Origin of the sequence: Streptomyces sp. M41(2017) (assembly GCF_002078175.1) — a bacterium.
Taxonomy (GTDB): domain Bacteria; phylum Actinomycetota; class Actinomycetes; order Streptomycetales; family Streptomycetaceae; genus Streptomyces.
Window position 1 is genome coordinate 2,880,588 of record NZ_MWFK01000001.1, and the last position, 11,931, is coordinate 2,892,518.

The 11,931-nt window shown below is 72.7% G+C and carries 11 protein-coding genes; 7 read left to right on the forward strand and 4 right to left on the reverse strand.

Annotation, left to right across the window (positions count from 1 at the left end):
• Nucleotides 1–11: 11 nt before the first annotated feature.
• From rimI to B0675_RS12775, 3 genes are read left to right on the forward strand one after another with little or no spacing between them, the layout of a single operon-like run.
• Nucleotides 12–485, forward strand: a complete 474-nt coding sequence (rimI, locus tag B0675_RS12765; protein WP_081221751.1) for a ribosomal protein S18-alanine N-acetyltransferase — start codon at nt 12–14, stop codon at nt 483–485.
• Entirely contained in the window at nt 478–1,575 is a 1,098-nt protein-coding gene (gene tsaD / locus B0675_RS12770; RefSeq protein ID WP_081218919.1) for a tRNA (adenosine(37)-N6)-threonylcarbamoyltransferase complex transferase subunit TsaD, read from the forward strand. The genes rimI and tsaD overlap by 8 nt, the downstream gene beginning before the upstream one ends.
• A complete protein-coding gene (locus tag B0675_RS12775) occupies nt 1,572–1,829 on the forward strand; it encodes a hypothetical protein (protein WP_081218920.1) in 258 nt (85 codons plus the stop codon). Before tsaD ends, B0675_RS12775 begins: the two co-directional genes overlap by 4 nt.
• Nucleotides 1,830–1,963: 134 nt before the next feature.
• Here B0675_RS12775 and B0675_RS12780 read toward each other — a convergent pair whose 3' ends face one another.
• From B0675_RS12780 to B0675_RS12795, 4 genes are all read right to left on the reverse strand, one after another.
• The gene (locus B0675_RS12780; protein ID WP_081218921.1) at nt 1,964–4,264 is read right to left on the reverse strand and encodes a glycoside hydrolase family 3 N-terminal domain-containing protein; all 2,301 of its coding nucleotides are present in this window, start codon (nt 4,262–4,264) and stop codon (nt 1,964–1,966) included.
• A 49-nt stretch (nt 4,265–4,313) separates the two neighbouring features.
• A complete protein-coding gene (locus tag B0675_RS12785; RefSeq protein WP_081221752.1) occupies nt 4,314–5,186 on the reverse strand; it encodes a carbohydrate ABC transporter permease in 873 nt (290 codons plus the stop codon).
• A gap of 31 nt (nt 5,187–5,217) precedes the next feature.
• Nucleotides 5,218–6,039: a sugar ABC transporter permease gene (locus B0675_RS12790; RefSeq protein WP_239155346.1), complete on the reverse strand. Its 822-nt coding sequence runs from the start codon at nt 6,037–6,039 to the stop codon at nt 5,218–5,220.
• An 86-nt stretch (nt 6,040–6,125) separates the two neighbouring features.
• Nucleotides 6,126–7,433 carry an extracellular solute-binding protein gene (locus B0675_RS12795; RefSeq protein ID WP_081218923.1) on the reverse strand — a complete coding sequence of 436 codons (1,308 nt, stop codon included), beginning with the start codon at nt 7,431–7,433 and terminating at the stop codon, nt 6,126–6,128.
• A gap of 138 nt (nt 7,434–7,571) precedes the next feature.
• Between B0675_RS12795 and B0675_RS12800 the strand changes: the two genes are divergently transcribed.
• The 4 genes from B0675_RS12800 to B0675_RS12815 all read left to right on the forward strand — a co-directional run bounded on the left by B0675_RS12800 (nt 7,572) and on the right by B0675_RS12815 (nt 11,918).
• Entirely contained in the window at nt 7,572–8,600 is a 1,029-nt protein-coding gene (locus B0675_RS12800) for a LacI family DNA-binding transcriptional regulator (protein ID WP_081218924.1), read from the forward strand.
• A gap of 275 nt (nt 8,601–8,875) precedes the next feature.
• Nucleotides 8,876–10,081, forward strand: coding sequence for a VCBS repeat-containing protein (locus B0675_RS12805; protein WP_081218925.1), 1,206 nt, complete (start codon nt 8,876–8,878; stop codon nt 10,079–10,081).
• A gap of 150 nt (nt 10,082–10,231) precedes the next feature.
• Entirely contained in the window at nt 10,232–10,588 is a 357-nt protein-coding gene (locus B0675_RS12810) for a YciI family protein (protein WP_081218926.1), read from the forward strand.
• A gap of 46 nt (nt 10,589–10,634) precedes the next feature.
• Nucleotides 10,635–11,918, forward strand: a complete 1,284-nt coding sequence (locus B0675_RS12815) for an RNA polymerase sigma factor (protein ID WP_081218927.1) — start codon at nt 10,635–10,637, stop codon at nt 11,916–11,918.
• Nucleotides 11,919–11,931 lie beyond the last annotated feature (13 nt).

An 11,931-nucleotide genomic window follows, 5' to 3' on the forward strand; every position in this document is an offset into this window, starting at 1 on the left:
AGCTGCGCGAGATGCGCTGGTGGGACATCGATCCCGTACTGGAGCTGGAGAAGGAACTCTTCCCCGTCGACGCCTGGTCCCGGGGCATGTTCTGGTCCGAGCTGGCCCACGCGCGCGGGCCGCAGGCCACCCGCCGCTATCTGGTGGCCCGCGACGGCGACCTCCTCGTCGGGTACGCGGGGCTCGCCGCCTCGGGCGACCTCGGCGACGTGCAGACCATCGCCGTGCGCCGCGACCAGTGGGGCACCGGCCTCGGCGCCCGGCTGCTCACCGAACTGCTGCGGGCCGCGAGCGCCTTCGACTGCGCCGAGGTGATGCTCGAGTGCCGCGTGGACAACGTGCGCGCGCAGAAGCTCTACGAGCGCTTCGGCTTCGAGCCCATCGGCTTCCGGCGCGGCTACTACCAGCCGGGGAACGTGGACGCCCTGGTGATGCGCCTGCACGACCCCTCCTCCTCCGTACAAGGAACAGAGACCCATGGCTGACGAACCTCTCGTCCTCGGCATCGAGACCTCCTGCGACGAGACCGGTGTCGGCATCGTCCGCGGCACCACGCTGCTCGCGGACGCGATCGCGTCGAGCGTCGACGAGCACGCCCGCTTCGGCGGTGTCGTGCCCGAGGTCGCCTCCCGCGCGCACCTGGAGGCGATGGTCCCGACCATCGAGCGGGCGCTGAAGGAGGCCGGGGTCTCGGCCAGGGACCTGGACGGCATCGCCGTCACCGCGGGACCCGGTCTCGCGGGCGCGCTGCTCGTCGGCGTCTCGGCCGCCAAGGCGTACGCGTACGCGCTCGGCAAGCCGCTGTACGGCGTCAACCACCTCGCCTCCCACATCTGCGTGGACCAGCTGGAGCACGGCGCGCTGCCCGAGCCGACGATGGCCCTGCTGGTGTCCGGCGGGCACTCCTCGCTGCTGCTCTCCACCGACATCACCTCCGACGTACGGCCGATGGGCGCGACCATCGACGACGCGGCCGGCGAGGCCTTCGACAAGATCGCGCGGGTGCTGAACCTCGGCTTCCCCGGCGGTCCGGTCATCGACCGGTACGCGAAGGAGGGCGACCCGAAGGCGATCGCGTTCCCGCGCGGTCTGACCGGACCGCGCGACCCGGCGTACGACTTCTCCTTCTCCGGTCTGAAGACCGCCGTGGCCCGCTGGATCGAGGCCAGGCGGGCGGCGGGGGAGGACGTGCCGGTGCGCGACGTCGCCGCGTCGTTCCAGGAGGCCGTGGTGGACGTGCTCACCCGCAAGGCCGTCCGGGCCTGCAAGGACGAGGGTGTCGACCACCTGATGATCGGCGGCGGAGTGGCCGCCAACTCGCGGCTGCGCGTGCTCGCCCAGGAGCGCTGCGAGGCCGCCGGGATCCGGCTGCGGGTGCCGCGCCCGAAGCTGTGCACGGACAACGGCGCGATGGTGGCCGCGCTGGGCGCCGAGATGGTCGCCCGCAACCGCGCCGCCTCCGACTGGGACCTGTCCGCGGACTCCTCCCTGCCGGTGACCGACCCGCATGTGCCGGGGCACGCGCACACGCACGATCACGTGCACGAGGTGTCGAAGGAGAACCTCTACTCGTGACCGTCGCGCTGATGTGGGAGGCCCGGGCGGTCGCCGGGCGGGGCGACGACCTGCTCGCCTGGGTCCGGCGGCAGGAGGTCGCGGGAGCTCCGGTGCGGCGCGAGGTCCTGCGGGCGCCGCAGGACCGGGTCCTCGTCATCACCTGGTGGGACGCCGCCTACGACGCCGACCTGCCCGAACTCCCGGAGCCGGACGGGGAACTGGTGGCCCGTGCCGTGCACCGGTGGCGGTTCGAGTCGGTGGCCGGGGACTGACGGGACGCCGGCCGGCGCCGAGGGGGCTGCTGGTGCCGTCGCCGGAGGCGCCCTCGGCGGGACGGTGGACCTGATCCACCCGACCCCACGATTGCGCCCCCGGACCTGTCCGCGGGAGGCTCCCGCGGTGCACGTCAGGCGCCCGTCGACACCTCGCAGCGCAGCCGCCGGTCCGCGCCCGTCACCCGTCGCGGCCCGGTCAGTGTCAGCCGCGCGGTGTGCCGCGCCTCCGCGCTCGACGCCCCCAGCCGCAGTTCCAGCACTCCCGGCTCGACCACCCGCTCGCCCGAACGGTCGGTGAAGGCCGACAGGTCGGCGTGGAAGCCGAAGGTGACCCGGCGGGACTCCCCGGGCGCCAGGTCCAGACGCCGGTAGCCGATCAGGCGCACGTCCGGACGCGTCACCGACGCCACCGGGTCGTGCAGGTAGAGCTGGACGACCTCGGTGCCGGCGCGGTCGCCCGTGTTGCGGACGGTGAGCGAGACGTCGTAGGAGCCGTCCGTGGTGATCTCGGTGTCCCCTCCCTGGAAGTCCTCCCACGCGAACGACGTGTACGAGAGACCGTGGCCGAACGCGTGCAGCGGGGTCGGATCCAGGTTGCTGACCTCGTTCGCGAGGCCGAGCGGAGGCTGGAGATAGGTCCACGGCTGGGACCCGGGCAGCCGCGGCACGCTCACCGGGAGCCGTCCCGAGGGACCGACGCGCCCGGACAGGACGCCGGCCACCGCCGGACCGCCCTCCTCGCCCGGGAAGAACGCCTGCACCACCGCGCCCAGCCGGCCCTCCCAGCGGCCCAGCGCGTAGGGGCGGCCGGTCAGCAGGACGAGCACCACCGGGACGCCGGTGTCGACCAGCGCGTCCAGCAGCTCGCCCTGCACTCCGGGCAGCCGGAGATCCGCGGCGTCGCAGCCCTCACCGGAGGTGCCCCGGCCGAACAGTCCGGCCCGGTCGCCGAGGACCGCCACGCACACGTCCGCCTCGGACGCCCGCGCCACCGCCTCCGCGAAGCCGGACGCGTCGGGGTCCGAGACGCCGCAGCCCTCGGCGAACGTCACCTTCGCGTCCGGGAGTTCGGAACGCAGGGAGTCGAGGACGGTGGGGATGTCGATGCCCGCCGGGACGTCGGGGTGGTGCGTGAGCACATGGGACGGGAAGGAGTAGCAGCCGAGCATCGCGAGCGGATCCGCCGCGCGGGGGCCGACGACCGCGACACGGCTCCCGGGCGCCAGCGGCAGCGCCCCGGCCGGGTTGTCCAGCAGGACCACCGACGCCTGTGCCAGCCGGCCGGCCAGGTCACGGTTGGCCGTCGAGTCCAGGTCGACGGGACCCGCGGGCTCCGGCCTCCAGTCCTCGTCCAGGAGGCCCAGCTCGCACTTCTGCAGCAGTACACGGCGGGCCGCCCGGTCGATGAGCGCCTCCGGGGTGCTGCCTCCGCGTACGGCGTTCACCAGGGGCTTCCCGTAGCAGTTCACCGTCGGCAGTTCGACGTCGATGCCCGCCTCCAGCGCCGCGTGGGCCGCCTCGGCGGGGCTTGCGGCGACCCGGTGCAGGGTCTGCAGGAAACCGACGCCGAAGTAGTCGGCGACCACGGTTCCGGTGAAGCCCCAGCGCTCCCGCAGGAGTTCGGTCAGCAGCCGCGCGTCCGCCGACGCGGGCACGCCGTCCGTCTCGTTGTACGCCGCCATCACGGAACGGGCGCCGCCCTCGCGCAGCGCCATCTCGAACGGCGGCAGCGTGACGTCCGCGAACTCCCGTCCGCCGGCCCGCACCGGAGCCAGGTTCCGTCCGCCCGCCGAGGACGCGTACCCGGCGAAGTGCTTCAGGGTGGCGACGATCCCGGCCGACTCCAGGCCCCGCACGTACGCCGTGCCGATCGTGCCGACGAGGTAGGGGTCCTCGCCGATCGTCTCCTCCACCCGGCCCCAGCGCAGGTCGCGGACCACGTCGAGGACGGGGGCCAGGCCCTGGTGCACGCCGACCGAGCGCAGGTCGTCGCCGATGCGCCGGCCCAGCTCCTCGACCAGCCCCGGGTCGAAGGTGGCGCCCCACGCGAGCGGGACGGGGTAGGCCGTCGCGCGCCAGGCGGTGAACCCCGCGAGGCACTCCTCGTGCGCGACCGCCGGGATGCCGAAGCGGCCGGCGTCCGCGATCGCGCGCTGGGCGCGGGCCAGCGCCCGCGCGCCCAGCTCCGGGTCCACCGGGGCCGTGCCGAAGGAGCGGGTCAGCTGGCCGAGCCCGAGCGTGATCAGTTCGTCCCAGTCGTGGCCGGCGGTCATCTCGTGCTGGAGCGGGGCGACCCCGTCGCCGTCCGTGGCCGCGCCCACCCACACGCCGTACAGCTGTGCGGTCTTCTCCTCCAGGGTCATCCGGGAGAGCAGGTCGTCGACGCGGACGGCGGCGGTCAGCGAGGGATCGCGCCAGGGAGCGGTGGTCATGAAACTCCTGTCGGTGAATGGGGGGTCGACTGCCCCTGGTCGTACGTGTTCACTTGCCGCCCACACCCATGAGGCCGCCGACCAGCGCGCGGCGGGCCACCAGGTACACGACGAAGATCGGGACGCCGGAGAGGACCACGGAGGCCAGCAGCGCGGGGATGTTCACGCCGAACTCGCTCACGTAGTTGAACAGGCCGAGGGTCAGCACCCGCGGTCCGTCGGACTGCGTGAAGATCAGCGGGAAGAGGAGTCCGTTCCAGGCCTGGAGTGCGGCGTAGACGACCACGGTGCTGATGCCGCCCTTCGCCAGGGGGACGACGAGCTGGAACAGCATCCGGGTGGGGGAGGCGCCGTCCAGGGCCATCGCCTCGTACAGGTCCTCCGAGATGTCCCGCAGGGTGCCGGTGAGGATCAGCACGGACACCGGCATCGCGAAGGCCGCCGTCGGCAGGATGATCGCGAGCAGGCTGTCGTACAGGTCCAGCTTGGCGATCATCAGGTAGAGGGGGACCACGACGGCCTGCGCCGGGATCGCCACGCCCAGCAGGAACAGCCGGAAGGCGGCTCCCGACCAGATGCTCCGGGTCCGTACCGCGACGTACGAGAGCGGGACGCAGAGCACCAGGACGATCGCCACGACGGCGGCCGCCGCGAGGACGGTGTTCCACAGCAGGTGGCCGAAGCCGTTGTGCAGGACCGTGTCGTAGTTGTCCAGGGTCGGGTGGGACGGCGGCTTCAGGGCGTTGTGGCCCAGGGCCTCGCTCTGGTGGGTGAGCGACGCCGAGATCATCGCGTAGACCGGGACGACCACGACGGCCAGCCAGAGCACCGAGCCGAGGCCGGCGAGCGGGTTGGCGCGCCCGGACCAGTGCTTGCGGCGGCGCGGGGCCGGATCGGTGCCCGGGGCCGGGCCCGTCCTCACGGGGCGCTGCAACGTGTCGTGCGACACCTCGTCACATTCCTTCCCGGGTGCTGCGCATGGCGCCGAAGCCGGACAGCCGCACCATCAGCAGGGACAACGCGGTCGCGGCGATCACCAGGAACGAGGCGATCGCGCTCGCGTAGCCGAAGTCGTAGCTCTTGAAGCCCGCCTGGTACATCAGGTACGGCAGGATCGCCGTGTCGGTGCCGGGTCCGCCCTGGGTGAGGATCAGGACCGTCTCGAAGTACGTGAGCGAGCCGACGATCATCAGCACACCGGACGTGGTGGCCGTGTTGCGCAGCTGCGGCAGCGTGATCGAGAAGAACTGGCGCAGGCGTCCGGCGCCGTCGATGGCCGCCGCCTGGTAGAGCACCTCGGGGATCTGCCGTGCGCCGCCCTGGTAGATCAGCGTGTGGAACGGGATGAACTGCCAGCCGCCGACGAACACGATCGCGAGGAACGCGCCGCTGGTCGTGCCGAGCGTGTCCGCGTGGATGATGCCGAAGTTCGGGTCGAGCAGCGCGTAGAACAGCAGCGAGATCGCTGTCGACGACAGCAGGAACGGCGTGAAGAAGATCGCCGAGAGGATCGCGCGGTTGCGCTGCCTGCCCGCCGCCCACACGCCCAGCAGCAGCGAGATCACCGTCTGGAACGCCCAGCTCACCACGGTCAGCGCCACGGTGACCGTCAGCGACTGGGTGAGCCGGTCGTCGTTCAGGAGCTTGCGCCAGTTCGCCAGGCCGACCGGGCGGGGGTCGCCCAGGCCGTTCCACTGGGTGAAGGAGAGGTAGAAGGCCAGGACCATCGGGGCGACGGCGAAGAACGCGAAGAACAGGATGGCGGGCAGGGCCAGGGCGGCGCTCGGGCGGCCGGCCCTGTCGTGTGCGGCGGAGCGGGGGCGGCCCGCGGTGCGCGGGCCGCCCTTGACGTGCGCTGTGCTCACTTCAGCCCCTGGAGCGCCGACACGAACTGGTCCGGCGAGGACTTGCCCACGAACAGCTTGTTGACCTCGGTGAGCATCGGGGTCGACACGTTCGGGGCGACCGCCTGGTCCCAGCTCAGCGTGAACGCCGGTGCGTCCTGGACCATCTGGTACTGGAACTTGGCGAACTCCGGGTTGGGCGAGGCGTCCAGCAGGCTCGCCGCGTTCGAGGTGGCCGGCACGTCGCCGTTGGCGATGAGTTCCTTGGTGTAGGCCTCGGAGGCGCTGTCCCGCAGGAACGCGATCGCCGCGTCCTTGTTGGAGGTACGGGCGTTCACCGACCAGTAGTTGGTGGGGTTGCCGACCACGTTGCGGATGTCGCCGGCGCCGCCCTCGAACTTCGGGAAGGCGCACCAGCCCAGGTTCTTCCTGGCGAAGTCCGGGAACTTGCCGAGCTGCGTGGAGTACTCCCACGATCCCATCAGGTGCATCGCCGCCCTGCCCTTGGCGAAGACCGCCGGAGCGCCGCCGTTGCCGTAGCCGACCGAGCTGTAGCCCTTGCCGAAGGCGCCGTCGTCGATCAGCTCCTTGACGGTCTGGGCGGCCTTGAGGACGGCCGGGTCGCCCCAGCCGGAGGCGTCGCCGTTCTTGATCTTCTCGAAGACGTCGGGGCCGCCGATCCGGTCGACCAGGTACTCCAGCCACATCAGCTCCGGCCAGATGTCCGAGCCGCCCAGCGCGAACGGGGTGATCTTCGCCTTCGTCAGCTTGGCGTTGATGTCGAGCAACTGGTCCCAGGTGGTGGGCGGCTGGAGCTTGTGCTCGGCGAAGACGGTCTTGTTGTAGAAGAGGATCACGGGCTGCATGCCCCGCATCGGCACGCCGTAGTTCTTTCCGTCCAGGCCGCCCGCGCTGAGCACCGACGGCAGGAAGCCGCTCTTGAGCACGGGGTCGGACGCGATGACGTCGGTCAGGTCGACCAGCTGGCCGGCGTCCTTGTACGCCTTGATCGAGCCGCCGCCCCAGTTGAAGAACACGTCGGGGGCGTTGGGCGAGCCCATCGCGGTGCGCAGCTTCGCCGGGTAGTCCGTGGCGGGCACCTTCTGCAGCTTGACGGTGCCCTTGGTCTTCTTCGCCGCGGCCGACGCGTTGAACCGGCTGACGGACTTGACCTGGATCTTCGCCGCGTCGTCCCCGTAGACGAACGCGGTGAGCGTGCCGCCGCCGCCCGAGCCGCCGTCGGAGCCGCAGGCGGTGAGCCCGCCGACGGAGGCCAGGGCGGTCGCGCCCGCGCCGAGGAACCAACGTCTGCTGTAGGACTCCATGGGACGGCACCTCTCGGTATGCGCGACGACTCCACGACGAGCCGACGCGAATGTTTCGAGTTGAACTTCGAATGTTCCGGGAACGTAGGGCGATTGGGAGGGTTCGTCAAGAGGTCGCGCAGGGATACGATCGCGGACATGAAGCCTGGGAATTCCGTGGAAGCGCGGACCGCGACGCTCGCCGAGATCGCCCGTGAGGCCGGGGTCTCGGCTCCGACTGTTTCGAAGGTGCTCAACGGCCGCGCCGATGTCGCCCCCGCGACCCGCACCCGGGTCGAGGAGCTGCTGCGCGGCCACGGATACCGGCGGCGCGGGGGAGAGGCGGGCCGGTCCCCCCTCCTCGACCTGGTCTTCCACGAACTGGAGAGCGCCTGGGCGATGGAGGTCATCCGGGGTGTCGAGAACGTGGCGCGGGACGAGGGGCTGAGCGTCGTGCTGTCGGAGAGCGCCGGCCGGCTGACCCCGGGCCGGACCTGGGCCGACCAGGTCGCGGCGCGCCGCCCGTACGGCGTGATCCTGGTGCTGTCCGGTCTCGACGAGTCCGGTCGGGCGCTGCTGACCAGCAGATCCGTGCCGTTCGTCGTCATGGACCCGGCCGGCGACCCGGGCGACGGCGTGCCGTCCATCGGTGCCACCAACTGGCACGGAGGCCTCGCCGCGACGCGCCATCTCGTCGAGCTGGGCCACACCCGGATCGGCGCGATCACCGGGCCCTCGCAGATGATGTGCAGTCGCGCCCGGGTCGACGGCTACCGGGCCGCGCTGGAGACGGCGGGGCTGCCCGTCGACGCCGGTCTGATCCTCCCCGGCACCTTCCATCACGAGAGCGGCTACCGGGCCGGGCTCGAACTCCTGCGTCGGCCCGACCGGCCCACGGCCGTCTTCGCCGGCAACGACCTCCAGGCGCTCGGCCTATACGAGGCGGCCCGCGAGCTGGGACTGCGGATTCCCGAGGACCTGAGTGTCGTCGGCTTCGACGATCTTCCCGTGGCGCGCTGGGTGGGTCCGCCCCTGACGACCGTGCGGCAACCGCTGACGGAGATGGCCGAAGCGGCGGCGAAGCTGGTGCTCGAACTGGGCCGGCAGGAAAGGCCCGCGGCCGGGACGCGGATGGAATTGGCGACCAGCCTGGTGGTCCGCAGCAGCACGGGGGCGCCTCCCGCGTGACGTCGGGCCCGGCGAGCGGCTTCCCCGCGCGCCGTCCGAAGCCGGTCGGACCTGCGATCGAAACTTTCGAAGAGTTCCCGGTCGTGGAAGCGGGCCCGGCGAGGGTCCTGCGGGCGACGAGCAGCGCCGAGGCGTCCCCGCCCCGAGCGGACCCTTCCGAACAGCCCATTCCGCTTGGTTCCTTCGGGGGGTGCCGGCCCGTGCCGCGTACAACCAATGCGCCGACCGGCGAGTCTCGTGCGGTGAGCCTGAGACCGTGACGGGAGGGCCTCCTCATGAATTCCCCGCGTCCGCGCACCCGTTGGGCGGGAGCCCTCGCCGTCGTCGTGCTGGCCCTGGTGGCTCCCACCGGGCGCGGTCCGGCGGGCGCGACGACGGTGCCCGTCACACCCGCCTTCGTCCCGGTGCCCGCGGCCTCTCCCGTGCGCGAGGACTTCGACGGAGACGGATACCCGGACCTCGTGGTCGCCGACGGCACCGCCACGGTCGGCGGACGGCGCGGCGCCGGCCGCGTCACGGTGCTGTACGGCGGTCCGGACGGCCTGTCCGTGGGCGACGCCGGCCGGCGGGCCGAGATCAGCCGGGCCACCCGGGGTGTCCCGGGCGCACCGGTCGCGGGGGAGGGGTTCGGGTCCCGGGCGGCGCGCGGGGACCTGGACGCCGACGGCTACGCGGACCTGGTCGTCACCACCGCGGGGACGAGTGACGCCGTGATCGTCTGGGGCGGTCCGCACGGCCTGTCCGGAGCCACCTCGGTGCCCGCCGCCATCGCGTGGACGGGCGACCTCGACGGCGACGGCCTGCTGGATCTGGTGCTCCTGCGCCCCGCCCGCGGCGACGGAGCCCCGGGCACCCGGGCGACCGTCCGGACCGGCCCGGTGCGCCGTACGGGCGTCCCCGCCCGGGAGGCCGCGCTCGACCCGGGCGGACTCGCGCACGTCGAGGTCGTCGGCGGTGCCACCGGGGACGTGGACGGTGACGGCCGGGACGACCTGGTGCTCTCCGCGCGCTGCGGCGCTGGTGCCTTCTGCACGTACGTCTACCGCTCCACCGGCTCCGGGCCGGTCCGCACCGCCGGACACCGCGGCGGCCCCGCCGTCGCCGTCGGTGACCTCGACGGGGACGGCTACGCGGACGTCGTCGTGGACGCCGGCACCCGGGCCGATCCCGCTCCGGATGCCGCGCACGACGGCGGGCCCGCCCGGCGGTTCGACGTGGCGCACGGCTCCGCCGCCGGGATCGGCGAGCGCGTCGCGTGGACATCGGTGACGGTGCCGCCGACCTCCGAGGGCCCGGCGCCGTCGGGAGCCGGTGCGCGCGACGGCCGGTCCGGAGCCGCGGTGGCCCTCCTGGACACCGACGCCGACGGCTGCGCCAACCTGGCCGCCCCGGCGGCCGGCGAGGCCGCCGGGGACGGCACGTTCCGGGCCCTCTCCGGCTGCCCGGAGGCGGCCGCCGCGAACGCGGTGCGCAGGCGCTGACCTCGTCCGGGGAAGAGACTTCCGGGGGAGACGACAAAAACTTCGAGGAAATTCCGGGACGGTGTCGAAACCGTCCTCGCCCGATCGACGCACAGGTGAGAGGCGGGGACGATCCCCGTCCCGAGAGCCACCGAGACACGAGGAGTCACCATGCCCCGCTACCTGTCACTCGTCCAGATCGACGAGAGCACCGCGCCCGCCGAGGGCCCCAGCCCCGAGCTGATGCAGCGCATGGGCGAACTGATCGAGGAGATCACCAAGGCGGGCGTCATGCTGGAGACCGAGGGTCTGACACCCTCCGCGCAGGGCAAGCGCGTCCTGTGGTCGGGCGGCGAACTGACCGTCACCGACGGCCCCTTCACCGAGTCCAAGGAGGTCGTCGGCGGCTACGCGATCATGCAGTGCAAGGACATGGCCGAGGCCCTGGAGTGGACCAAGCGGTTCCTGAAGGTGCACGAGGAGCACTGGACGGTGACCTGCGAGGTGCGCGAGATCGCCGGCGGCTGAGCGGTCCGCTTGGCCGGGGGCCGTCGCGGGTGTCTGATGGTGGGCTGTGGAACAACAGCCCACCCAGGCCCCCGGCGGCGGCGTCGACACGGCCGTCGAGACCATCTTCCGCATCGAGTCGCCCCGCATCATCGCGGGCGTCGCGCGGATCGTCCGTGACGTCGGCATCGCCGAGGAACTCGCGCAGGACGCCCTGGTCGCGGCGCTGGAGCAGTGGCCGCGGGACGGTGTGCCGGACAACCCCGGGGCCTGGCTGACGGCGACCGCCAAGCACCGCGCGATCGACCTCGTACGCCGCAGGGAGCGCTACGCGCGCAAGCTGGAGGAGGTCGGGCGGGACCTCTCGCTGTCGGCGCCGCACCACGTCGACGAGCCCTCGGATCCGGACGACATCGACGACGACCTGCTCCGCCTGGTCTTCACCGCCTGCCACCCCGTGCTGTCCGCCGAGGCCCGGATCGCGCTCACCCTGCGGCTCGTCGGCGGTCTGACCACCTCCGAGATCGCCCGCGCCTACCTCGTCCCGGAGGCGACGGTCGCCCAGCGCATCGTGCGCGCCAAACGGACGCTCGCGGCCAGGGCCGTCGCGTTCGAGGTGCCGTACGGTCCGGAGCGCGAGGTACGCCTCGGGTCCGTGCTGGAGGTCATCTACCTCGTGTTCAACGAGGGGTACGCGGCCACGGCGGGCGACGACCTGCTGCGTCCCGCGCTGTGCGAGGACGCGCTCCGGCTGGCCCGTGTGCTCGCCGAGCTGATGCCGAAGGAGCCCGAGGTGCACGCCCTGGCGGCCCTGCTGGAGCTCCAGGAGTCCCGCGCCGCAGCCCGGACCGGACCCGGTGGCGAACCCGTCCTCCTCAAGGACCAGAACCGTCGCCGCTGGAACCGCATGCTGATCCGCCGGGGTTTCACCGCGCTGGGCCGCTCGAACGCCGTCGGCACCGGCAGCCCGGGTCCCTACGCCCTCCAGGCCGCCATCGCCGCCTGCCACGCGCAGGCCCTCACCTACGAGGACACGGACTGGCCGCGGATCGCCGCCCTGTACGGGGCGCTGGCGGCACGTGTCCCGTCGCCCGTCGTCGAACTCAACCGCGCCGTGGCCGTCTCCATGGCCGAGGGCCCCGGGCCCGCGCTGGAGATCGTCGACGCCCTCACCGGTGAACCCGCCCTGCGCGACTACCACCTGCTGCCCAGCGTGCGCGGCGACCTGCTGGCACGGCTCGGCCGGACGGCGGAGGCGCGGGCCGAACTCGAACGGGCGGCCGCGCTGGCGCGCAACGACCGGGAACGCGCCCTGCTCACGGACCGGGCGCGGGACCTTCCTGGCTCGTGACCCGGTGACCCGT

Excerpts from the sequence above, each read along its gene's own strand:
- rimI (WP_081221751.1), top strand. The coding sequence starts at position 12 with ATGCGCTGGTGGGACATCGATCCCGTACTGGAGCTGGAGAAGGAACTC.
- tsaD (WP_081218919.1), top strand. The coding sequence starts at position 478 with ATGGCTGACGAACCTCTCGTCCTCGGCATCGAGACCTCCTGCGACGAG.
- B0675_RS12780 (WP_081218921.1), bottom strand. The coding sequence starts at position 4,264 with ATGACCACCGCTCCCTGGCGCGATCCCTCGCTGACCGCCGCCGTCCGC.
- B0675_RS12795 (WP_081218923.1), bottom strand. The coding sequence starts at position 7,433 with ATGGAGTCCTACAGCAGACGTTGGTTCCTCGGCGCGGGCGCGACCGCC.
- B0675_RS12800 (WP_081218924.1), top strand. The coding sequence starts at position 7,572 with ATGAAGCCTGGGAATTCCGTGGAAGCGCGGACCGCGACGCTCGCCGAG.
- B0675_RS12805 (WP_081218925.1), top strand. The coding sequence starts at position 8,876 with ATGAATTCCCCGCGTCCGCGCACCCGTTGGGCGGGAGCCCTCGCCGTC.
- B0675_RS12810 (WP_081218926.1), top strand. The coding sequence starts at position 10,232 with ATGCCCCGCTACCTGTCACTCGTCCAGATCGACGAGAGCACCGCGCCC.